This window comes from Ruegeria sp. F5 (assembly GCF_056533845.1).
In genome coordinates, this window is sequence record NZ_JBQFOU010000020.1 from 50705 (window position 1) to 71374 (window position 20670).

At 51.9% G+C, this 20670-nt stretch carries 24 protein-coding genes and 1 pseudogene; 12 read left to right on the plus strand and 13 right to left on the minus strand.

The window, feature by feature from the left end; translation table 11 throughout:
* Positions 1–415: 415 nt before the first annotated feature.
* Genes ACR0K1_RS21655 through ACR0K1_RS21665 form a run of 3 tightly spaced genes read right to left on the minus strand, consistent with a single transcriptional unit; the run spans position 416 to position 2985 of the window.
* Complete coding sequence (locus tag ACR0K1_RS21655) at positions 416–1654, minus strand: VOC family protein (protein ID WP_480851846.1); 1239 nt, start codon at positions 1652–1654, stop codon at positions 416–418.
* Positions 1655–2668 carry a zinc-binding alcohol dehydrogenase family protein gene (locus ACR0K1_RS21660; protein WP_480851847.1) on the minus strand — a complete coding sequence of 338 codons (1014 nt, stop codon included), beginning with the start codon at positions 2666–2668 and terminating at the stop codon, positions 1655–1657.
* Positions 2669–2694: 26 nt separating this feature from the next.
* Complete coding sequence (locus ACR0K1_RS21665) at positions 2695–2985, minus strand: putative quinol monooxygenase (protein WP_480851848.1); 291 nt, start codon at positions 2983–2985, stop codon at positions 2695–2697.
* 104 nt (positions 2986–3089) lie between these two features.
* Between ACR0K1_RS21665 and ACR0K1_RS21670 the strand changes: the two genes are divergently transcribed.
* On the plus strand, positions 3090–3977 hold the full coding sequence (locus ACR0K1_RS21670; protein ID WP_480851849.1) for a LysR family transcriptional regulator: 888 nt from the start codon (positions 3090–3092) through the stop codon (positions 3975–3977).
* A 32-nt stretch (positions 3978–4009) separates the two neighbouring features.
* Here ACR0K1_RS21670 and ACR0K1_RS21675 read toward each other — a convergent pair whose 3' ends face one another.
* The 3 genes and pseudogenes from ACR0K1_RS21675 to ACR0K1_RS21685 all read right to left on the minus strand — a co-directional run bounded on the left by ACR0K1_RS21675 (position 4010) and on the right by ACR0K1_RS21685 (position 7746).
* Positions 4010–4954 (minus strand): haloalkane dehalogenase, encoded by a 945-nt coding sequence (locus tag ACR0K1_RS21675; protein ID WP_480851850.1) that lies wholly within the window; start codon positions 4952–4954, stop codon positions 4010–4012.
* Between the two features lie 188 nt (positions 4955–5142).
* The gene (locus tag ACR0K1_RS21680; protein ID WP_480851851.1) at positions 5143–7032 is read right to left on the minus strand and encodes an SLC13 family permease; all 1890 of its coding nucleotides are present in this window, start codon (positions 7030–7032) and stop codon (positions 5143–5145) included.
* Positions 7033–7244: 212 nt separating this feature from the next.
* Positions 7245–7746: pseudogene (locus tag ACR0K1_RS21685) on the minus strand (transposase).
* 60 nt (positions 7747–7806) lie between these two features.
* On the opposite strand from ACR0K1_RS21685, the gene ACR0K1_RS21690 reads away from it, so the two are divergent.
* Positions 7807–8013 carry a hypothetical protein gene (locus tag ACR0K1_RS21690; RefSeq protein ID WP_480851852.1) on the plus strand — a complete coding sequence of 69 codons (207 nt, stop codon included), beginning with the start codon at positions 7807–7809 and terminating at the stop codon, positions 8011–8013.
* A 149-nt stretch (positions 8014–8162) separates the two neighbouring features.
* Here ACR0K1_RS21690 and ACR0K1_RS21695 read toward each other — a convergent pair whose 3' ends face one another.
* Entirely contained in the window at positions 8163–8897 is a 735-nt protein-coding gene (locus tag ACR0K1_RS21695; protein ID WP_480851853.1) for a nuclear transport factor 2 family protein, read from the minus strand.
* Positions 8898–9095: 198 nt separating this feature from the next.
* On the opposite strand from ACR0K1_RS21695, the gene ACR0K1_RS21700 reads away from it, so the two are divergent.
* The 6 genes from ACR0K1_RS21700 (at position 9096) to ACR0K1_RS21725 (ending at position 11930) form a co-directional block, all read left to right on the plus strand.
* On the plus strand, positions 9096–9434 hold the full coding sequence (locus ACR0K1_RS21700) for an ArsR/SmtB family transcription factor (RefSeq protein WP_480616759.1): 339 nt from the start codon (positions 9096–9098) through the stop codon (positions 9432–9434).
* Positions 9427–9918, plus strand: coding sequence for an SRPBCC family protein (locus ACR0K1_RS21705; RefSeq protein ID WP_480851854.1), 492 nt, complete (start codon positions 9427–9429; stop codon positions 9916–9918). The genes ACR0K1_RS21700 and ACR0K1_RS21705 overlap by 8 nt, the downstream gene beginning before the upstream one ends.
* 10 nt (positions 9919–9928) lie before the next feature.
* A complete protein-coding gene (locus tag ACR0K1_RS21710) occupies positions 9929–10537 on the plus strand; it encodes a dihydrofolate reductase family protein (protein WP_480851855.1) in 609 nt (202 codons plus the stop codon).
* A gap of 215 nt (positions 10538–10752) precedes the next feature.
* Complete coding sequence (locus tag ACR0K1_RS21715) at positions 10753–11079, plus strand: ArsR/SmtB family transcription factor (protein WP_480851856.1); 327 nt, start codon at positions 10753–10755, stop codon at positions 11077–11079.
* Positions 11069–11536, plus strand: a complete 468-nt coding sequence (locus ACR0K1_RS21720; RefSeq protein ID WP_480851857.1) for an SRPBCC family protein — start codon at positions 11069–11071, stop codon at positions 11534–11536. The genes ACR0K1_RS21715 and ACR0K1_RS21720 overlap by 11 nt, the downstream gene beginning before the upstream one ends.
* A complete protein-coding gene (locus tag ACR0K1_RS21725; RefSeq protein WP_480851858.1) occupies positions 11529–11930 on the plus strand; it encodes a GFA family protein in 402 nt (133 codons plus the stop codon). Before ACR0K1_RS21720 ends, ACR0K1_RS21725 begins: the two co-directional genes overlap by 8 nt.
* Before the next feature lie 197 nt (positions 11931–12127).
* On the opposite strand, the gene ACR0K1_RS21730 is transcribed toward ACR0K1_RS21725, so the two are convergent.
* Positions 12128–12715, minus strand: coding sequence for a TetR/AcrR family transcriptional regulator (locus ACR0K1_RS21730; protein WP_480851859.1), 588 nt, complete (start codon positions 12713–12715; stop codon positions 12128–12130).
* Between the two features lie 80 nt (positions 12716–12795).
* Here ACR0K1_RS21730 and ACR0K1_RS21735 point away from each other — a divergent pair, with 80 nt between their 5' ends.
* On the plus strand, positions 12796–13269 hold the full coding sequence (locus ACR0K1_RS21735; protein WP_170515975.1) for a cupin domain-containing protein: 474 nt from the start codon (positions 12796–12798) through the stop codon (positions 13267–13269).
* 317 nt (positions 13270–13586) lie between these two features.
* Entirely contained in the window at positions 13587–14381 is a 795-nt protein-coding gene (budA, locus tag ACR0K1_RS21740; RefSeq protein ID WP_480851860.1) for an acetolactate decarboxylase, read from the plus strand.
* A gap of 171 nt (positions 14382–14552) precedes the next feature.
* Here the strand turns inward: budA and ACR0K1_RS21745 are convergent, their stop codons facing one another.
* The 3 genes from ACR0K1_RS21745 to ACR0K1_RS21755 form a co-directional block, all read right to left on the minus strand.
* On the minus strand, positions 14553–15296 hold the full coding sequence (locus ACR0K1_RS21745; protein WP_480851861.1) for an alpha/beta fold hydrolase: 744 nt from the start codon (positions 15294–15296) through the stop codon (positions 14553–14555).
* 150 nt (positions 15297–15446) lie between these two features.
* Complete coding sequence (locus ACR0K1_RS21750; protein WP_480851862.1) at positions 15447–15884, minus strand: transglycosylase SLT domain-containing protein; 438 nt, start codon at positions 15882–15884, stop codon at positions 15447–15449.
* A 108-nt stretch (positions 15885–15992) separates the two neighbouring features.
* Entirely contained in the window at positions 15993–16979 is a 987-nt protein-coding gene (locus ACR0K1_RS21755) for a DMT family transporter (RefSeq protein WP_480616777.1), read from the minus strand.
* 243 nt (positions 16980–17222) lie between these two features.
* On the opposite strand from ACR0K1_RS21755, the gene ACR0K1_RS21760 reads away from it, so the two are divergent.
* Positions 17223–18833: an arylsulfatase gene (locus ACR0K1_RS21760; RefSeq protein WP_480851863.1), complete on the plus strand. Its 1611-nt coding sequence runs from the start codon at positions 17223–17225 to the stop codon at positions 18831–18833.
* A 180-nt stretch (positions 18834–19013) separates the two neighbouring features.
* Here the strand turns inward: ACR0K1_RS21760 and ACR0K1_RS21765 are convergent, their stop codons facing one another.
* Both ACR0K1_RS21765 and ACR0K1_RS21770 read right to left on the minus strand, forming a co-directional pair.
* Positions 19014–19457: a hypothetical protein gene (locus ACR0K1_RS21765; RefSeq protein WP_480851864.1), complete on the minus strand. Its 444-nt coding sequence runs from the start codon at positions 19455–19457 to the stop codon at positions 19014–19016.
* A 37-nt stretch (positions 19458–19494) separates the two neighbouring features.
* Complete coding sequence (locus ACR0K1_RS21770) at positions 19495–19863, minus strand: antibiotic biosynthesis monooxygenase family protein (protein ID WP_480851865.1); 369 nt, start codon at positions 19861–19863, stop codon at positions 19495–19497.
* 103 nt (positions 19864–19966) lie between these two features.
* Between ACR0K1_RS21770 and ACR0K1_RS21775 the strand changes: the two genes are divergently transcribed.
* A complete protein-coding gene (locus tag ACR0K1_RS21775; RefSeq protein WP_480851866.1) occupies positions 19967–20455 on the plus strand; it encodes a MarR family winged helix-turn-helix transcriptional regulator in 489 nt (162 codons plus the stop codon).
* Positions 20456–20670: the final 215 nt, after the last annotated feature.

Genomic DNA, 20670 nt, shown 5'->3' on the forward strand with positions numbered 1-20670 from the left:
TTGCCACCGGTTATTGGCAATGAACCTGAAACGACGCCCGTCTAAAGACACCAGGGGACTAAAAAGGCGGTATAGTTTTGATGAAACTCCATACACATAGCCTCAACCTGTGATGTCAGGTTCTAGTCGTCCCAATAATCCTCTTCCTGCCGCTGCCGTTCTTCCGCGCAAGAGGAACAAAGTCCAGTAGCATCTGGGTAGTCTGTTTCTCTATCATCATCCATATAGACTGTCCGAAGACAGTCGGAACACCGTTGGTGTGCCATGCTTACCCTCTAGGTTTGGTTTTGATGAAACCGCCTAGTCGGGTCGGCGATTTCATTACCGTTCAATTGTGGTGGTTTCTGACTTCTTGCCGCTAAGAAACAACAAGGAAGTGGCGGAACGCTGAGTACGAAGCGTCCAACCCGCCAAACTATGTTACGGGCAGTTTGCGACGCTCGACTCTCTTCCAATCCCGTCCGGAAACGATGCCCCAGTTTCCCGATCCATTTGGTCGACGCCAACGCGGAGTGGCCATCTTCTGAAGTTCGGCAAGCGCTTCGTCATAGGTGTCATACTGAATCTCCTCCCCCTTGGCCCCAATTGTGAATTTACCGCCTCGAGCCAGACGAGGGTGGAAATAAGAGTTATCGGTAGCCACCGGAACGAAAACCACTTCATCTTCGAAATCTATGCTGGGCAAGGTTGGTGTAACGTCATCCGGCTTTTCCCAAATTGAAGGGTAGTATTCCTTCCGACCTTTAAGCCATTGAGCAGCACTCGATGCAGTTACACCCTGCTCGGCCTTTACAAGACAGCTTTCGCCGCTGGACAGTATGTTTCGGATGCGCCCCTCGGAAATGCCACCAAAAATCGAAAGCGAGCCAATATCCACCTGGCCTTCCACGGATTCTTCATCACTAGTAAGCGACTCCAAACTCATACCGGAATCCATTGTATGGCGCGAAAGTGCGAGATTAATGACTACTTCAAAATTCTTGAACTCCGGATCCAGATTCACTTTCTGCCGCCATTCGCTCAGGCGAATTGGCAAATGAGCAATCCATGATCGGCGTGTGGCAAAGCTGATCTCATCAGGTGTAACGCCATATAGGCCATATAAGCCGGCGTGATCTAAAAGAACTGCACTCTTCCACTGCTCGTTAATGGGCGACAGTGAAGGAGAATGGAGAGCGCCGATCCAATGATCTGAGTCATTGCTACCTCCGGGCAATAGATCCAGAAGCTTAGATGTCGCGATCTCCTCTCCCAGCAGGCTCTCAACCGCAAGAAGATGGTAATCCAGTGACCTTTTTAGAGGGATGTCGAAATCGCGTAGATATTGCACCAAACGCACCATTCGAGCCCCCGGGACGTCAGTTTTGCGATACTGGATCCGACACGAAATCAGTTTTTCTTCCAATTCGCTCAGGCCTGTGGCTGAGAGCGCAAAATGCTCGAGTTTGAGCTTCACTTCAGAGCCAACGTTCGGCGTTCCATCATGGCCCACAAGGTGGACCACGGCGTGATCGCCCGCATACAACCAAGCTCCGGGAAAAGGGAAATCAGGGCGGGGCCCAGGTTTTAAACCCAAGATCTCTTCATACCATGCCACCATATCAAGCAACCTGGTCGTCACGATATTCACATGATCCAGCCGTTCTATTCTCATCTAGAAGCCCTCAAGCACAAGCTTACCTTTGGCTTTTCCGCTTTCGAGGATAGCATGCGCTTTCATTAAGTTTGTGGCATTGATCCTACCAAGTGTATCGGTTGCTGTGGATTTGATCTTTCCATCGTCTATCAACACGGCGACCTGATTCAGGATTTCGCTTTGACGATTCATATCTCCAGTCCCAAAAAGCGACCGCGTGTACATGAACTCCCAATGCAACGAGATCGATTTGGGTTTGAATTGCGCGATGTCAAAGGCCTCAGGATCATCAATCAACCCAAAGCGACCTTGGGGTGTCATCACCTCTCCAGCTTGAGACGCATAGAGCTGGGAATGGTTTGTTGAATAGATGAAATCCACACTTTCGATACCGAGAGCCTCGAGTTGTGAGCCGAAAGTTTCCGCATGGTTGATGACATGGTGTGCGCCAAGCTCTCGAACCCAGTTTTGTGTCTCGGGTCGGGACGCAGTGGCAATCACCGTCAAGTCAGTGAGAGCCCGCGCCAATTGAATGGTGATTGACCCGACACCGCCTGCGCCACCAATAACCAGCAACGTATTGGTCCCGCCGGAAACAGTATCTTGGACTCGCAGGCGGTCGAACAACATCTCAAAAGCAGTAAGCGTCGTAAGCGGCATCGCCGCAGCCGCTGTCGCTGTTATGGATTTTGGCGCGGCTCCGACAATGCGTTCATCCACCAGATGAAACTCGGCATTGGTTCCCGGTCGGTTGATCGCCCCGGCATACCAAACTGTATCTCCCGGACTGAAAGTCTCAACCGTTTCGCCGGCTGCTTCGACGATCCCTACTGCGTCCCACCCCAGAATATCAGGTTCTGGACCTATAGGAGCACGTTTTTGCCGAATTTTCGTATCGACTGGGTTCACTGACACCGCCTGCACCTTCACCAACAAGTCGTGCCCCTTCGGCGTCGGTTTGTCAGCCTCAAAGTCGATTAAGGCGTCCGCCCGATCAATAGGCCCTGTCTCACTGTATCCAACGGCTTTCATAACGTGCTCCTTTGTCCCGTTCTGTATCAACCGATGACTGTCATTTCATTCAGCGTGAATTCTGCAACGGCGCCCTCTGTTGCTTCCAGATAAGCCGCAAGGTGCTGAGCACCCATGTGGGTTTGCCAAAGCTCCCGGCTTTCCCAATTTTCGTAGAACACGAAATGAGCCGGGTTGTCGTTGTCCTGGTGCAGGTCGTAGTTAATGCAACCCTCTTCGGCACGGGTTATGTCGATGAGCTTGATCAGCTCACCCTTTACGAGGTCGATCTTGTCGGGGTTGGCTATGATGTTGGCGACGATTGTCAGCTTGGCCATTGGATTCGGTTCCTTGTGTTTATGAGCGATGTGCCAGATTTACTCCGCCGTTTTTTTGGGATAAATAGGACTTTTTCGAACATATAATCCGGAAAATCCGTTTAATGCTTTTAGACAATCTTCGCTTGTTTCTGACGATAGCCGAGAAAGGCAGTCTTGTGGCCGCGGCGCGCGAGACGGGGATGTCGAGCACGACAGTGTCCGAGCGGCTCGCCGCTCTGGAGGCACATTACGGTGTGGTTTTGTTCAACCGCACCACCCGTTCCATTAGCCTGACCGAAGAAGGCCGGACACTCGCTGACGGAGCGAGAAACGTACTCAGTGAGGTTGCGGACCTAGATACACTTGTTCGGCACGGCGCTGAAACTCTGTCTGGTCCAATTCGCATATGCACGCCGATTGACTTGGGACGCAGCATTGTTTCCAAGGTTATTGCCGAATTCACCGAAGAGAACCCTGCGGTCTCAATCGAACTGTCCCTCTCGGACGGCTATGTCGACCTTGTGGGCCAGGGTTTCGACCTCGCCGTTCGTTTCGGCAACATCACAGACAGCTCGCTCAGGTTGCGAAATCTAGGGAACTACCAACGTTTCGTATGTGCGTCCCCAAGTTACCTGACCTCATTCGGAACGCCTGAAAAACCAGAAGATCTATTAAACCACAACTGCTTGGTCATGAGGTTTGGCGACATGATCGACAACGTTTGGGAGTTTGGATCAGGAGCAAATGCCCAACGCGTATCGGTAAAGGGAAATCGAATAGTCAATGATGGTTCACTCATCCGCGATTGGGCGATTGCAGGCCATGGGGTCGTCTTGAAGTCGGAGCTGGATGTCGGCGACGATGTTCGATCTGGCAGACTTATTTCTGTCTTGCGCGACTTCCTGCCACCGCCGAAACCTTTGCAAATGATGTTTCCGCCTAGCCGAGCCCAACCACGTCGCATAACGGCCTTGGCTGAGCACTTGCGTCGCAAATTTGGTGTGAGTTGAGGCCGCTCGGGAAGACACTAAACTGATAGCCGCTATGTTTGCTCAATGAATTTCAAAGTCGCGTTTGCTAGCTCCGCCCCAGCATCTTCTTGAATGAAATGCCCCGCTTTAGGCAAAACGGTATGATTTTGACCAACTGCGCCAGGGATCGACTTTTGGAACAGTTTGTCTACCCCCGCCATGACCCCGTCGTCTTCTCCAAAAACAGTCAGAAACGGCGTGTTGAGGGTCTTGAGGGTTTCCCATGCGGCCCGGTTGGCTTCTGAAGCTGGATTGTCAGGCGAGTCGGGCACCAACACTGGAAACTCTCGAGCGCCTGCCAGATAGCGCGCATCCGGGAATGGTGCGTTGTAGGCTGCGACCTCTTCTTCTGAAATTTTAGATGTCGTGCCGCCGAATACGATGCGTCCCGAATTAAATTCAGGTACGGATTGTGAGTATTCCCGCCATGAAAGAAATGCCTCACCCAAGGGCACGTCACCGGTGGGCAAGGCCGTATTCGCCACAACAACACGAGAGAAACGCTCGGGCATACTCGCAACCAACCGCAAACCAATGAGTCCGCCCCAGTCCTGACAAACCAATGAGATGCCCGTCAAGTCAACTTTCCGCAACCACTCGGACATCCAGTCTACATGCCGTTGGTAGGTGTAGTCGGATCGCTCAGTTGGCTTGTCCGACCGTCCAAACCCAATCAAATCAGGAGCCAGAACTCGATGGCCCGCATCTTTGAATAACGGAATCATGTGCCGATACAGGAAGCACCAAGTTGGCTCTCCGTGCATCAACAATACCGGTGGTGCCTGTGCCGGTCCCTCGTCCAAATAGTGCAGTCGGAGAAGACCGCCCTCGGTATCATCCACATCAAGATAGTTCGGGCCGAAGTTGAAATCTGGCAGCCCGTCAAACCGATGGTCCGGTGTACGAAGGAACTTCATCGTGAACTCTCCAAAAATGCCGACGGCTTGGTCCAACAACAGTGATCGATAAAACCAAAACGGTCCAGTTCCAGCGTATACCGACTTCAGGTTTGGTTGAGTTGGTCACATTGATTCGGTCCCTCGCGGAGGAGGCCCTTTTTGCAGACGTTTTGAATCCGCACCAAAAATTTTGGTCTCACAAACTTATATTATGAGTTCATCTGTACGGATCGCCGAGAGGCGGATCAGAAGAAAATCGCAAGCCCGGTCATTGAGACAACCAAGAAAAGGAGAGTCATAATTCCACCGGAGCGAACGAAATCCACCACCCGGTAGCCTGCTGGGCCCATGATCAACGCGTTCACCTGGTGTGTTGGGATCAAAAATGAGTTGGACGTTGAAATTGCCACGGTGAGAGCAAATACAGCCGGGTTACCACCCGCCGATATGGCGATAGAAACCGCCAGCGGCACCAGCAGAACAGTTGCACCTACGTTCGACATGACCAGCGTGAACGCCGTTGCTAAAACGGCGATTCCTGCTTGCAACGACCAGATCGGCCACCCCTTCAGAAGGGCCAACACATGCGCTGCAATCCAATCCGCAGTGCCAGTGTTCTGAACCGCCTGACCTAGCGGGATCAGTGAAGCGAGTAGAAAAACAGTACTCCAACTTATCGACTCGTAGGCTTCGTCAATCGAGAGCACCCGGCTCAACACCATCCCAATAGCGCCGATCAACAGGCACAATGACAAGCGCAGATCAGAGAATAGAATTAAGCTCAACGCTACTAGGAAGAAGGCGAGCGCCCATCCGACCTTGTGTGGCCGTAACTCTTCCTGGGGAAAATCCGAAGTTACGACGACAAAATCCCTGTCCGACTTCAGTCGTGTTAGACGGTCCCACTGCACGTGAACCACACACGTATCACCGGCCTGCAAAGGGACTTGCCCGATATGCGTGGCTGAATGATCCTCGGTTTCAACGTGGCTCAGTGTTTCTTCTCCGCGCTGAATGGCCAAAAGAGACAAACCATGTGTCTGACGGAGACGCAAATCAATCGGAGTCTGGCCGATCACTGAAGAACCGGGAGGAATAACAACCTCGGCCACCCCCGATTGGGTCGCGGCGAAATCATCCGCAAAGACATCCAACTGTGGCAGAATCTCCAGCCCGTATGGCTCAGCGAACTGTTGCTGAACGACCCGACGCAGACCAAGCACTGCAAGGCGTGCTGGCGCTTCGATTACGGTATCAGCCATCGGCGCGATGACCTTGTGGCCGCGATAGGATGTGCCGAGAATATACATGTTGTGGGCGACCATTAGATCCGCGAGCGTTTGCCCAATGATGATCGATCCTTCGGGAACACGTATCTCGAACATATCGGCCCTAAGCCCATAGGTGTTTTCGACATAGGTCTGCATAGACCGGGCTGAGCTTGCGTCTGCTCCACGCTCCCGCTGCGCTGGGAGGACCCAACGACCAAAGAGCACAAAGTAAAGCACTCCTGTCAGCACCAGCATCACACCGATAGGCGTGACTGAAAACAACCCAAATGTCTCCATTTGTTGGTCAGCCGGAAGGGATGAGTTTGCTGAAACAATCAGGTCATTCAACAGGATCAGGGGTGATGACCCGACCAATGTGATCGTACCACCCAGGATCGCGCAAAACCCCATGGGCATCAGCAACCTACTCATCGGGATTTCCGTACGTGCCGAGATGCGGCTCACAACAGGCAGAAAAAGCGCAGCAGCTCCTACATTCTGCATGAAGGAGCTAATGACACCAACCGTTGTTGATATGATTGGGATGATCCGGGCCTCTGTCGTGCCACCATTCTTGAGGATCAAGGCCGCGACCTTTGACATAAGTCCAGTCTTATCAAGCCCAGCCCCAATTACCATCACCGCGATAATGGACATTACAGCGTTGGAGGAGAAACCTTCAAAGAGCCTGGAGACATCGGCAAGATTACCCAGCCCCGGTAGATAGCTCAGTGCGCCAAGCAGCACCATTACGAGAATTGCTGCGACATCGATCCGTATAATCTCGGTAACAAAAAGTAAGACCGTAAAAGACAATAGACTCAATACGGCTATCATTTCGTACGTCAGTGCTGGTAATTCCATATTGTACTCCCAACCTAACGTTACCTGACTACCGGCAAATACGAAGAACCAACTCTTCACGTCAGATAAGGCCAAAATCCATCAGGCCGATTCACGCGGCTCGTTTTCTAGGACGAGGTATCTGCTGAAACCTGTAAGCAGCCTCATCTGACTGGTCCAATTTGGCCGCTAGTGCATGTTTTTTTCTCCTCTTAGGCTCCAGACTCATTGATTTACAGCCAGAACAGAACGGTAGCCGCGAGCGCGATGGCTGATAGGAAGACCTTGGGGCATCTGTCGTATCGGGTCGCGACACGCCGCCAGTCCTTGAGCCGCCCGAACATGATCTCAATCCGGTTACGGCGCTTGTATCGGCGCTTATCGTAGCGGATGGGCTTGTCGCGTGATTTTCGACCTGGGATGCAGGGCCTAATTCCCCTTTCACTAAGGGCTTCGCGAAACCAGTCTGCGTCATAGCCTCGATCTCCCAGCAGCCAGTCCGTTCATGATCCGAGCGAACACACCCATATCGCTCCATCGGTTCCAGCGATTGTACAGCGTCTTTGGCGGCCCATATTCACGAGGCGCATCACACCACCGCAACCTATTGCGATTGATAAAAATAATCCCACTTAGAACACGCCGGTCGTCAACTCTCGGCTTGCCATGGCTCTTCGGAAAGTAGGGCTGAAGGCGCTCCATCTGTTCGTCAGTCAGCCAGAATAGATTGCTCATGATACACCTCTGAAACTCAGGGGCTTGAATCATGCAAACGAGACAACAGCAACAAATTTAATGGGTCTAGAACCTAAATCCGCTCTCTTTCTCGAACTTATTGCCTTCTATGAGCGCACCCCGACGGGCGAAACGGCAAGAGTGGCTGAACTCGAAGGCGAGCTTCGTGAAGCCAAGGTGCAAGAAGAAGCAATGGCAGCGGAACTGGAACAAATGCTCCGTCGGCAAAATGCGCTGCTTGATCTGATCGCCGAGCAAAGTGTGTGAAGAATACCGGGCTATTGTCGTGTCTTGAACAAAAGTCGACAAAGCGCATCAAATCTTACGCTACAGTGTCCAAAATCTAAGTCCGCTCTCAGCCCAAAAAACGGCTTCTTTCACCGCTGAAAGAAACACGTCGGTCTTTTCAGTGCCTGCTAGAACTTACCGTTGTCGTTCTTCCATTCATGGCGCGGTGGAATGGGCGTGCACGTGGTCCAGTGCTCGACGATCTTGCCATCGGCAAGTCGAAACAGGCTGAATAAGCCAGCATGTTGTCCATCCCGTTGGCCTTCAATCATGCAAAGGGCGAAGTTTCCCTCGGCAAGGATACGATGGAGTTTCTGATGGTCGATTCTAAGCTCACCATTTTGCTCTTCTTCTAGTGCAACGCGAAGGGAAGCAATGCCGTCAGCGATCCCAGGATCGTGTTGGATTAGGTTGGTTGCGAGATATGCAGCCATCGACTCAAAATTCCGTGCGATCAGAACGCGTTCGACAAAGTCCCGGACCAATTCCCGATTGCTTTCGGTCTTGTCGAGATCTGTAATTGCGGTATCCCCATCCAGCATTGTTCGGCCTGATGGATTCGGAGATTGGATCTCTTGAATATTGTCCCAATGTTCAACCGCCTTCTCATCTTCAAAGCGAAATACCTCTAACGCAACTTCCACGCCGTTGAAGTCATATTCATTGTGAGCAAAGGCGAAATCACCATCCTGGAAGACCCGAAAAAAGGTGACGCGTGGGTTTGTCTTGGCGAGTCGCGCAAATAGTTCCGCCAGTCCGGGGCTTCCTTCGCCAGTACGTGGATTATGCTGAATATACTTGCTTTCGTTGACGACAGCGGCCGCCTCTGGATCGCCGGTTTCGATACCTTTGAGGAGCTTCATGAGTAACTGTTTTTGGGATGTCATAATGCGCGTTTCATTTGGTTCATTCGTCACCGGAAGTAGACCATGCTAACCAACGCCGGAACAAGACAGGTTCTTCTGCCAAGTCCGTACCCCCAACGCACAGCCGCATGGTTGACTTTGTTGGCCTCAATTATACCAGTTGATTAATTAACTGATTGGTTTAATAATGAAGTCATGATTGGCGATGAACAACTCGATGCTGCCTTCTCCGCATTGGCTCACCCGACGAGGCGCGCGATCCTCGCACGTTTGGCACAAGGCTCAGCCACGGTGAATGAACTGGCAGAACCGTTTGATGCGACGTTGCCTGCGATTTCCAAACATATCCGGGTGCTCGAAGCCGCCGGCCTCGTCACACGTGGGAAGGAAGCCCAGTTCCGACCCTGTGCCTTGGAGACAAAACCTTTGGAGGCCGTTGCAAGCTGGACTGAACAATACCGCTTCATCTGGGAGGCTCGCTTCGACGCAATGGACAGAATTCTGAATGGAATGAAGGGAACGCCCGATGAATGAGGAATACAAATGGGTGAAGATCGAGCGCGAGTTTGATGCCCCGATTGAGACTATATGGGACATGTGGACTGACCCGGCTCTGTTTCGTGCGTGGTACGGACCCCGCGGTATGTCCGTTCCGGTAGCAGAAATGGATGTGGTTGTTGGCGGCACGCGTAAGGTTTGTATGGAAATGACGTCAGCCGAACGACCCATGAAAATGTGGTTCACTGGCGTATATAAGGAAGTCACTTGCCCGCGCCGCCTCGTTTATACCGAGAGTATGTGTGACGAGGATGGCAACCTAATCGCACCTCAGGCGATGGGAATGCCGGATGATTTTCCTGACATCACCGAGATCATTGTTGAACTCTCGGAGGCGAACGGAAAAACGCTGATGACAATGGTCCATATCGGTGTCGAAGAGGGCACAGCTGGTGCCGGTGGTTGGAACCAGGCCTTTGACAAGCTTGGCGAGTATCTGGCTTCAATGAGCTCAGACTGACGGGCACCCCATGCGACAGCTTGCCGTTCTGACATTCGTGACGCTCGACGGAGTAATGCAATCCCCAAGCATGCCGGAAGAAGACCCATCCGGTGGATTTCGACATGGTGGCTGGGCCGCACCGTATTGGGGCGGCGTCATGGACCAGGTCGAGCACTACGCCATGTCTGATCCTTATGATATGGTTTTTGGCCGCAAGACCTATGACCTCTTTGCAGGCCATTGGCCAAACGTGCCGAAGTCCGCACTTTCCGACCGTATCAATAATGCTCGAAAATACGTTGTGACCTCACAACCTAGCATTTTGCACTGGCAGAATGCGCACCCGGTCAACGGTAGCGTCGCAGACGAAATATCGGCTTTAAAGGCACAGGTTGGGCCTCTGTTGCAGGTGCATGGCAGTTCCCGCCTGATACAAGCCCTTCTTGCCCATAGGTTTATTGATGAGTTCCGCTTGTGGGTCTTTCCAGAGGTTGTAGGCGGCGGCAAGCGTCTTTTTGAGAACGGCAACCCACCAAGCCAACTGAAGCTGATCAGATTTGAGCACTGCGGAAATGGTGTAACGATGCAATTTTATCGTCCAAGAAGTGGTGCCTCACAGCCGGCACCGCAGCCGTGATTTTGGATACTCTGCCACAGCACTGTGCATTTAGCGCAATTGGCTGTTCTTTTCGTAACCGGGAATTCACGAACCTGCTGCATCGCGCTCAAGCTGCGCGGGAAGTCTGAGTTAGGCGTGAGTGGATTGCTCCATTGCTTTCAATCTCAAGCGGCCACTTGACAAGTATTCACAATTATTTAGTCTTATCTAAACTATTTAGGTATCTTCAAATCATGTCCTATGCTGATGTTGCTTTCTCGGCACTAGCTCACCCCGTCAGACGACAGATGTTGGATCGGCTTTTGAGCGGTCCAAACACAGTGAACCAGTTGGGATCGGATCATAAGCTCTCACCGGGTGCGATTTCTCAACATCTAAAAGTGCTTGAGCAGGCACACATGATCCGCAGGACGTTAAAAGGTCGACAACATCACATCGAATTGGACGAGAGGGGATTTCAACCTGCGTTATCATGGGCAGAAAAATACGCTGCCTTTTGGGGTGACAACCTTGAATCGTTGGGTGCGTTCCTGGCTCGCGAGAAGACTGATGAGCAGTGAAGCTGTATCTGACGTCAATGAAGTGAGCGTTTCAGCCTGGTTTGCTGTAGACGTCCATCAGGCATTTTGCGCGTGGACCGAACCCTCGAAAATCGAGCAATGGTTCGGCCCCAAAGGTTTTCGTGCCGAAGTGCTCGAAATGGATGTCAGGGTCGGTGGAAATTGGCGATTCAGGATGATCTCGCAATCTGGCGAAACCTCACATCACCAAGGTCGCTACAGATCAGTCGAACCTGACAAGTTTCTGTCCTTCACTTGGGAAAGCGAAGAGGAAAAAGACCTGACAGAAGGGCGCGAAACGCTTGTAAGTGTCCGGTTTACCCCAGAGCACGGTGGCGCTCGGGTGACGTTGGTGCACAAAAAATTACCCACACGCCAAGCCAAGCAAGCCCTCGAATTCGGATGGTCCAGCGGGTTTGAAAAACTAAAGCGGCAATTTAGGGGGCAAGATGACTGACAATATCAACGGAGGCTGTGCCTGCGGTGCGGTAAGATATGAATGTCGCGCAAAGATCGAGTTTTCGTTCAATTGCCATTGCCGGAAGTGTCAGCGGGCCACAGGCGGCGGTCATTCTTCTGCTTTCGCAATCCCTAAGGCTGAGTTCAAAGTCTCAGGTGTCATCAAGGAATTCGCTTCTCCGAGCGACAATGGAGCGATCACCTACGCGGGGTTTTGCCCGGAGTGTGGTTCGCCATTAACGAGTCGAACCGAGAGATTTCTTGAACGCATCTACGTTCATGCGGCTACTTTAGACGACCCTTCAAAATTCAGCCCGGCATTCGTTGTATTTGGTGAAATGGCGCAGCCTTGGGACGAACCCCACGAACACCTGACGGGTGCGTATCGCTAGGCTGCACAACTCGCACATTAATTCGCTTGCCTTCAACCAAACATTGACGATTAGTGAACTGGGCAGGCTTGGCACTAGGGCTTGCTCCCGCCGCTCTCTTCAACGCGCAGCATCGACGGGTCGCAGCCTAAAGCGGAAATCAAACTGGCGTTTTTTTGCCAGCAGTTTTAAGAAAAAGTCAGCATCTGAATTCGGCCTCAAAGTTTTGGCAAGTATCGATCCAACAGGGCATCGACCAACCCTTCCTGAAGTTGGTAGCCAGTTGCTTTGTCCACGCGCAGAATGTCTTCAAGAATAATAAGTTGCTCCATGCCTGTCGTCATGGATAGTCGCTTCGCCAGGTTATCAATTTCCTTCGGCTCCATCAATGGGCAAACTGGTGCAAGTGCTTCAGAAAAAGCCGCCACTCTTCTGGCGCCACGCATTTTGACCGTTCCATCCTCAAGTGATGCCTTGAGTGATTCAGCCAGAAACTGCCGGAAGTGCGCCTCATGAACCCGAGAAAAATCCAGATAATAGCGTGCGACGACATGTACACGGTTCCTGACGTCATCCAGTCCCTCGAGAAGCTCTAACGTTGGGGTGACATCAAGATCAAGCGTCGCGTCCAAAGCCAAAACACTTGGGTCTGAAAAGTAACGATAGACCGTCGCACGGCTGGTTTTGGCGCGTTCGGCAACTTTTGCCAGTGTGACTTCCTTGCCTTCCGACATCAGGTCACGAGCAGCCGAAAGAAGTGCTTCTCGCGTTCGATTGATTTGATTTGTACGAGGCGCCAAGTTCAAACCTTTTGTGATACACTTGTCTCATAAGTAGATATATGTATCATAAGCGCAATGTGTTTCAAGTAAAGGGAGTCGCAGTAATGACTGAACCTCGCCCGCGAATTTATCATCTTCTTGGGAACCTGCTGACCTTTCACGCCTTTCCCAGTGAGACAGGAGATCGTTGCACAATCGTCGAGATAAAGACGGCACCGGGTGCCGGTGCTCCGCCCAATCATCATGCTGGCGAAGATGAGAGCTTCTATGTACTCGACGGTGAATTCGAGTTCTTTTTGAATGGCGAGACAGTCAACGCAAAAGCTGGTGACTTCGTCAAAATTCCGGACGGCGCAGTGCACGCCTTTACATGTACTGGGGAACGGCCTGGCCGGTTACTTTGCATAAACGCCCCTGGCGCTATGCATGACACATTCTTTACTGAAGCCGGTGAAGCAATGCCTGACGGCACGACCGATATTCCGGTGCCAGATGGACCGCCAGACATTCCGGCGATTATGGCCGTGGCAGGTCGAGTGGGAATGACGATCTTGGCGCCAGCGGAAGCTCCCAGCTAACGAACGCGCTTACATAACTCCGGCCTACAAATAGGCTGTTTTGCATTCAAGATTCTGCCGTACACCCTACTGGCAATGCTGGCTGTCAGCCCGAACCGGACATTCAAACTCATTCTTCGCGTGGTGTATAAGCGGGCGTGCAGATTCGCGACTTGGGAGGAGAGCAGTCATTCACCAGGTTCTTCACAAACCAAACGAAGGCCCGCATAAACTAGCCGGGCCTTTGCTGTTGCCTGATCATATGGAGAGCGAGATACTGTTCGTGCTTCCAATCCAAATTCCAAATAATGTCCAGAAACACCAAGTGGTGGAAATTCATGCCTAAGGACACAGAGTTCACCTTTGCAACCGCTGCCGCTAGCCATAGCAATGAACAGCGATTTGAACCGAATGAACATGTGCACGAGTACTATCAGGCGTCGCTGCTGAGTGCTGTAATGCAAGGTGTTTACGACGGAACCGTCACTATTGGTGATTTGCTGAAACACGGGAACTTTGGCCTCGGTACGTTCGACGCGCTCGACGGCGAGATGATTGTAATTGACGGCGTAGCGTATCGACTGGATGGTGAAGGAAAAGCAACAGTTGCAAGTGACACAGCCATGACCCCTTATGCTGCTGTCATCAATTTCGAACCCACAGTGTCGCTTTCGCTGGATGAGACAACAGACAAACACTCCTTTGAAGGTCGACTGGATGGGCTAGCAGAAGCGAAGAACCTATTTTATGCTGTTCGATTTACTGGGCGCATCAAACACATCAAGTATAGAAACGTCCTGCGTCAGGACAAACCCTATAGACCTCTGCTGGAAGTCGTGAAAACGCAGGCAGAATTTGAGCTGAATGACGTGGACGGTACAATTCTGGGGTTTCGGTGCCCGGACTATGCGGTGGGTATCGGTGTGCCGGGCTACCACCTTCACTTTATTTCGAGCGACTTGAGTAAAGGTGGGCATGTACTCGATTACACCCTTTCCAGTGGCCGATTGGAAATTGACCATACGTCTTCTCTGCACCTCGAACTTCCGGAAAGCAGATCCTTTTCTGACGCTAATCTGACCGCAGGCGCTTCGGCAGACGGTATCCTGAAAGCAGAAAGCAACGATAGCTAGACACCTTTAAGTGCCCCGAATGAGCGCGCAATATTCCGGAGCAAAGAAAGCCGTAAGAGCTCTGACTTCGGGGAGACGGTAGAGGCAACTAGAAGTTGAGCTTCATTACTGAGCATTTATAATTCCGAAATACCTAACCAGGCTTTCATACGACTCCGATTTGTGGACTCTTTAGGCTTCTTCGAGCGCCTCAGCGATTTTGTTCGCGAGCATTTCTGGCTGATCAACGCTCGGCCAATGTGTGGCGTTTTCCAAGACGATCCGGCTTATCTTGTTTTCTTCTAACCAACGGACAGTGCCTTCGGGGCAATTGTCGGGGTTATAAAGGTAGGTGATATTTGCTGCACGTTTTAAAACTTCACCAGGTACGTGGTGTGTTGAAAACTTCCGGGCGTCGATGCCGAGCTGCCAAAGCGCTACAGGATCGGCCTTTGAGACTTCGTCGCGATATCTTCTTATGATAGGTGCGGATTTCGCCATTTCATCCAGCCGCATTAGAAACGCTCCGCGAAATTCTGCCGGGTCACTGTAGTCAGCGGCTGTCCCGGAAAAATAGGCATCTGCGGCGGTAATATTTCCTTCCAACGAAACGATGGTGGTCAAAGGGCAGTCAGCCCGGCCGGCGGCCAAGGAAGCTATGATTGAAGCGACCGAATGGGCGACAATAATCTCTGCCTCATACTTTGTTGCTTCATTTTTCACATATTTCGCCAGAGCTTCGAGAGTTGTTCTCCCAGCCAGGGGCTGAGCACCAAATCCTGGAAGATTGATGGGCAACAAACGATGGCTGATGGCAAGATGTGTCTCAGCCAATCCTTCAAACATGCTCCCATTGTCGCCGAATCCCGCAACGAACAAAATAATCGGCCGATTGTCGCGGAACCCTCTGAATTGGTTTGAGTTTTTGGCACACATGTCAGTCTCCTGAACTTGGTCGGACGCGCAACAAAATTACTCCGCTGTACAAGCTACTTTGTTTGAAGAAGGCTGTTTGCAGTTTATCGGAAGATTTGTGCAACTCCTGTGGGAAGGACGTCAGCCGCAGTATTTTCGGACCTCAGTTTCTCAAAGTCCCGTGGCGACAAGCATGCATCTGTTTCGGGCTTCGTAGTAATACCCGCGGGCATACCACATGACCGCTTCGGGCTCACTTCCATCTGAAACCATCCAGGCGCCACGCAAGTATTTCACGGCGTATGTCAGGTTGGTTTGCGCGTCCAAGAGGTCAGAAGCCTCTCCGCGAAACCCCATTTGGCGCGCTGTCGCCGGCAAAATCTGCATCAACCCGTAATAGGGACCGTTGCGGGCATAGGGACGATAGTCGCTTTCTCGCTGGATCACTCGGTGTACAAGGCTACGCGGCACTTCGTTTGCGTCTGCGGTTTCGTTGATCATCAGGCGCAGCTCGGGCGTCTCGCCGGGATAAAGTCGGGTTATTGGCTCTGCGGGTTCATTGCCGCAAGCGGCAAGAAATAGCGCAGCGAGAACGGCTGTATATCGCATCAAAATTCTCATCCCATTAACTATGAGAATTATCAGTGCTCAACCGCGGTTGATATTCAATATCCTTGGATATTGCTGAGCGGCTTTTGGCCCGAAGTGATTTGGCACCTAGTACCGACGGTGAACTCTTTTTTCAGTAACAACGTGCCTTTTTTTCTGGCGCTCGCGCAAAAAGACAAACAATCCTGACCCCAAAATCAGTGCGATGCCAATCGCAACGGGCAGGTTTGGGAGTTCTCCCCATATGACCCATCCCCAGAAAATAGCCATAGGAAGACCAACATATTCAAACGGCGCAACCGTAGCCGCATCCGCCATGCGGTAAGCTTGGCCGAGGCAATACCCGATGATTGCAGAATTGAATCCGAGCCCAATAAACAACAAACGGTCAGCCCCTTCGGGCCAAACCCAAGCACGCAGCAAGAAGATCAAGCTTTCATTTTCAAACGCGCTCGCAAAGCGCCCATCCCCCGCCACTGACCAGAACAACAGACTGACAACGATAAAGCACGCCTGAATGTACACAGCCATTGCTGAGGCTTTGGACTTTGCGCCAAGGAAACGCGTCATCACGTTGTTGAGTGCATAGGTAAACGCAGCAAGAACCGGAAGGGCATACATCAGCAGACCGACCTCACGCTCGCCACCGGCCTCCCATGGGCGGGTCATTATCACTACGCCAAAAAATCCCACAAGTACGGCACCAATCCGCATCGGCCCAACTTTTTCGCCAAGCAGTGGGATACTCAGCAAAGTGATCATCAAGGGCGCCACAAAGAAAACAGCAGTGGCTTCTGCCAGAGGCATAACCGCCAGGGCCGTAAAGAACGTCAGATTGGCAATGACAATCAGTAAGCCACGTAAAAGGTGAAGCCCCGGTTGGTCGGTTTTGAGGATGCGCCAACCACCCTCCATCTGCACCAGAGCAAAACTGAATCCGATCCCGATTAACGATCTTGAAAACACCATTTGGTGCAAGGGGTAACCGCCAGAAAGGAATTTGATCAGCATATCATTGATAGAAATCGCCAATATTCCGATTAGTACGAACGCAATACCAACTGTCGGGTTTTGTAGTTTGTGTTCCGCTGTCATGGAGTGCCCCTTCATCGGGCCACTACCATGGGCCAAGGAATAGATCACGTCGCTTTGCGACACGGTAAGTCAGTCAATTGTCCGCGGCGCGAATCCGGAACCGCTTCCATTCTCGCTCTAGAAACCTTTGTGCCGAAGGCAGTGGTTGGCAACTTCCCTTACCCCTCTGTTGTCTAGTCGCTTAGAGACAGGATCATCGTCGATATTGAGGTAAGCTCATAAGTGCAGCAATGGAGCCTCCGAATGCCGACAGGAAAACGACCGAATGTGATATTGATCTTGGCCGATGATCTGGGTTTTGCAGATTTGGGTGCCACTGGATCGGAAATACGCACTCCAAATATCGATGGCCTTGCGAGGGATGGTGTGCTGCTTACGGCAATGTATAACTGCGCCCGCTGTTGTCCTACGCGGGCGTCTATTTTGACAGGGTTGTACCCGCACAACGCCGGCGTGGGCCACATGGGGGCCGATCTGGGAACGCCCGCATACCAGGGGTTTTTGCGCAATGACAGCGCCACCATAGCGGAGCACCTACGTGCAGGTGGCTATCGGACCTTGATGTCCGGCAAATGGCATGTCGCCGGAGATTTCATGGCGCGCGAAGTAGACAGTTGGCGAGTTGGAGATGTTGAGCATCCAACGCCAAGACAGCGCGGTTTTGATCGCTTCTATGGGATCGTTGATGGCGTCACCCACTTCTTCTCGCCGCATTACATGCTCGAAGATGACAGCCGTGTCATGACATTCCCCGATGACTTCTATTTCACGGATGCGATCACCGACAAGGCGATTGAAATGATCGAAGAAACGCCCGACGATCAGCCATTTTTTCTTTATCTCGCACATACTGCACCGCATTGGCCGTTGCATGCCAATCCCGAGGACATCGCTCGCTATGATGGGGTGTATTCAGGCGGCTGGGACGCAATCCGTACCGCACGACACGAAACCATGAACAGCATGAACCTGTTTCAGAAGAACTGGGAAATATCTCCGCGTGATGTTGCTGTTCACCCTTGGGAGGTTGAACAGAATACCGATTGGGAAGCACGAAAGATGGCCACCTATGCTGCGATGGTTGACCGGATGGATCAATCTATCGGCAGGCTCATCGCTTCGTTAAAGCGTTTGGGGCAGTTTGAAGACACCTTGATTTTGTTCCTGTCCGACAACGGCGGTTGCGCTGAATTCATGGCGGAAGACGGATGGGCAAAGTTCTTCCCAGATATGACAAATGACGGCCTACCCATTGAAATGGGAAACCGCCCCGACGTGATGCCGGGCGGTGCCCAGACATACCAGAGCTACGACAAGCCGTGGGCAAATGTCTCGAATGCGCCATTTCGGTTGTTCAAACACTACGTTCATGAAGGCGGGATTTCGACGCCGCTTATAGCGCATTGGCCCAAGGGGTTTGCCTCCGGGGCAAACGCGCACGCCGCCTGTCACGTCGTAGATGTTTTACCTACTATTTTAGAAGCAACTGGATGCCAGTACCAAAGTGAGGTTGGTGGTCACGAAATTCAGCCCCTGCAAGGGCAGTCATTGATGGATTTGTTCCGCGGCAAGGATTGGGCGCGAGAAGAGCCTATCTTTTTCGAACATGAGGGGAATTCGGCGGTACGGCTGGGTCAGTTTAAACTTGTCAGGCAGTATGGGCAAGATTGGGAACTCTATGAAATCGAAGCGGACCGCACAGAGTTGAATGATTTGAGAGGGAGTAACGTCGAATTAGAGGCAGACTTAGTTGGCCAATACAACGACTGGGCCAAACGGACAGGTGTTATGGATTGGGGTACTGCACTTCCGCGGTTGCTAGAGGCGTGGAAAATTGAAACAGCAGAAGGATAGTTGACTTCACGCAGGGTTCAGAACCGTCCACCTCTGAACTCCAAATAAATGACTGCCCTCATCCCTAATCGGACATTCCAAACTGAACTTTGCAAATCCCGACAAGCGGACATAGCACTAGTTCGCTGCGTTTGCTCGGTTGTCGGCAATTTCGCCAGTGGTTGGACTAGAATCGAGCTTTCAGCGAGGCCTTCGAATTTTGCCGGTCATTCGCAAGCCATCACGAATATTTCGTCCCATCATCGTGAGATTGGTTGCCCCAGCAATCAATTCAATCACCTGTACCGTGTAAAATGTGCTGTCGAATTCGCCAGCAGCGGCTTTGCCAGCCAGAAACCAAGCGGCAGGTACGAGGATCAACAAGCCGTTCAGCGCGATGACGGGCATTCGGTTTTTCTTGGCTTTCGTAAGCGTGTCCTTGCGTTTCCGACCCATTGCCATGCCCGCTCCGCCAGCAATCGCCATTGCCGGGATGAGGATGAACATGCCTTTTAGGATCAATGCCTTGACGGTCGCGACTGTTTCATGGCTCGCAAAGAGTTCGCTGGTGGCCGTTGACGTCCAGAAGAGAAGGATCATCACAAAGCCGATGCCGCCCGCGATGGCGTGAATCTTTGTTTTCATAGCGGTTCACTCAAATTGGCTTTTGGAAAGGATTACGTCAGGCCGTACAGCAATTCGGCACCGCAACCTTCTCGAACAGATGGGGGGCGGTCACAGCGCTTGAGGGATAGTGGCTGAGCTGCTGCTGAAACTCGGGGTTGGAAAACGCGACGCGAAAGTCCGCAACAGAGTCCCAAACCGCGTAGTTCAGGTACATGCTACCGTCACCAACGGCTTTGTGCAGTTGGGTGCTGATGTAACCCGGTTGCTTCTTCATCCATTGGGCATCGCACTTCCAAGCTTCTACCAAGGCGACTTGGTCAACGGGATCGACTGTGAAGAGATTGACGAGAACGACGGGGCCAGCGTCGATGTCCAATTGCCGTTCAATGGGAAACTCCGGGTCGAGGGGTTTGAAACTTACCATTTCGGTGCTCCTTGAAAGTGGATTCATTTTGGTGTCATGTTGTCATATTTAGGAAGCATCAAACACAATGACAACACGTTGTCAAATGAAATGAGGAATCGACATGCCGGATGCGCGAAGGACTGAAGAAGGAGAAGCCGTGACAGCCTTGATACTGGATGTGTTTCGGTTGAACGGTCGATTGCAGCTTGCCGGTGATCGCCTCGTATCAGAACTCGGTCTAACAAGTGCCCGATGGCAGATTCTTGGTGCCATCGCCTATTCTGATCGACCGGAATCCGTTGCCTGGCATGCACGGACGATGGGCGTTCACCGGCAGGGCGTACAACGGATCATCAATGAATTGAGCAAAGAAGGCATTGTGGAGTTTCAGCCGAACCCACACCACAAGCGGGCGCACTTGGTTGTCATGACCCAAAAGGGGCAGGAGTTGTACAAAGCTGCGATTGCGAAGCAAATCCCATGGGTGAATGAACTCTCGAAAGGTCTGTCGCCAGATGATATTGCATCAGCGCAAAATGTTGTTGACCATCTCAAAACACGCCTTGAAGAAACCTCAACGCGACAAGATCAGAGCTCGACCCAAAGCTGACACTCGTACAGAGTGCAGCATCGAACGTACTGGGTTCTGAAGCAGACATTCGAAGTTCACAACAAGGAGCCAACGTCTGCCTTGCGAACAAAGTTACCGAAAAGCAGACCGAACTGAATGTCTGCTTTCCTGAAGGTTTTTCGATGCGGGCCGGGGTGCGAAGATGCCGCCAGGAGCTGCGTGCGGCCCGCGTTGACAAACCTCGGAAGGAGGAA

Excerpts from the sequence above, each read along its gene's own strand:
- ACR0K1_RS21705 (WP_480851854.1), top strand. The coding sequence starts at position 9,427 with ATGAATGAGGAATACAAATGGGTGAAGATCGAGCGCGAGTTTGATGCC.
- ACR0K1_RS21775 (WP_480851866.1), top strand. The coding sequence starts at position 19,967 with ATGCCGGATGCGCGAAGGACTGAAGAAGGAGAAGCCGTGACAGCCTTG.
- ACR0K1_RS21670 (WP_480851849.1), top strand. The coding sequence starts at position 3,090 with ATGCTTTTAGACAATCTTCGCTTGTTTCTGACGATAGCCGAGAAAGGC.
- ACR0K1_RS21755 (WP_480616777.1), bottom strand. The coding sequence starts at position 16,979 with ATGACAGCGGAACACAAACTACAAAACCCGACAGTTGGTATTGCGTTC.
- ACR0K1_RS21725 (WP_480851858.1), top strand. The coding sequence starts at position 11,529 with ATGACTGACAATATCAACGGAGGCTGTGCCTGCGGTGCGGTAAGATAT.
- ACR0K1_RS21660 (WP_480851847.1), bottom strand. The coding sequence starts at position 2,668 with ATGAAAGCCGTTGGATACAGTGAGACAGGGCCTATTGATCGGGCGGAC.
- ACR0K1_RS21750 (WP_480851862.1), bottom strand. The coding sequence starts at position 15,884 with ATGCGATATACAGCCGTTCTCGCTGCGCTATTTCTTGCCGCTTGCGGC.
- ACR0K1_RS21715 (WP_480851856.1), top strand. The coding sequence starts at position 10,753 with ATGTCCTATGCTGATGTTGCTTTCTCGGCACTAGCTCACCCCGTCAGA.
- ACR0K1_RS21655 (WP_480851846.1), bottom strand. The coding sequence starts at position 1,654 with ATGAGAATAGAACGGCTGGATCATGTGAATATCGTGACGACCAGGTTG.
- ACR0K1_RS21700 (WP_480616759.1), top strand. The coding sequence starts at position 9,096 with ATGATTGGCGATGAACAACTCGATGCTGCCTTCTCCGCATTGGCTCAC.
- ACR0K1_RS21735 (WP_170515975.1), top strand. The coding sequence starts at position 12,796 with ATGACTGAACCTCGCCCGCGAATTTATCATCTTCTTGGGAACCTGCTG.
- ACR0K1_RS21695 (WP_480851853.1), bottom strand. The coding sequence starts at position 8,897 with ATGAAGCTCCTCAAAGGTATCGAAACCGGCGATCCAGAGGCGGCCGCT.
- ACR0K1_RS21720 (WP_480851857.1), top strand. The coding sequence starts at position 11,069 with ATGAGCAGTGAAGCTGTATCTGACGTCAATGAAGTGAGCGTTTCAGCC.
- ACR0K1_RS21665 (WP_480851848.1), bottom strand. The coding sequence starts at position 2,985 with ATGGCCAAGCTGACAATCGTCGCCAACATCATAGCCAACCCCGACAAG.
- ACR0K1_RS21760 (WP_480851863.1), top strand. The coding sequence starts at position 17,223 with ATGCCGACAGGAAAACGACCGAATGTGATATTGATCTTGGCCGATGAT.
- budA (WP_480851860.1), top strand. The coding sequence starts at position 13,587 with ATGCCTAAGGACACAGAGTTCACCTTTGCAACCGCTGCCGCTAGCCAT.
- ACR0K1_RS21690 (WP_480851852.1), top strand. The coding sequence starts at position 7,807 with ATGGGTCTAGAACCTAAATCCGCTCTCTTTCTCGAACTTATTGCCTTC.
- ACR0K1_RS21745 (WP_480851861.1), bottom strand. The coding sequence starts at position 15,296 with ATGTGTGCCAAAAACTCAAACCAATTCAGAGGGTTCCGCGACAATCGG.
- ACR0K1_RS21710 (WP_480851855.1), top strand. The coding sequence starts at position 9,929 with ATGCGACAGCTTGCCGTTCTGACATTCGTGACGCTCGACGGAGTAATG.
- ACR0K1_RS21680 (WP_480851851.1), bottom strand. The coding sequence starts at position 7,032 with ATGGAATTACCAGCACTGACGTACGAAATGATAGCCGTATTGAGTCTA.
- ACR0K1_RS21765 (WP_480851864.1), bottom strand. The coding sequence starts at position 19,457 with ATGAAAACAAAGATTCACGCCATCGCGGGCGGCATCGGCTTTGTGATG.
- ACR0K1_RS21770 (WP_480851865.1), bottom strand. The coding sequence starts at position 19,863 with ATGGTAAGTTTCAAACCCCTCGACCCGGAGTTTCCCATTGAACGGCAA.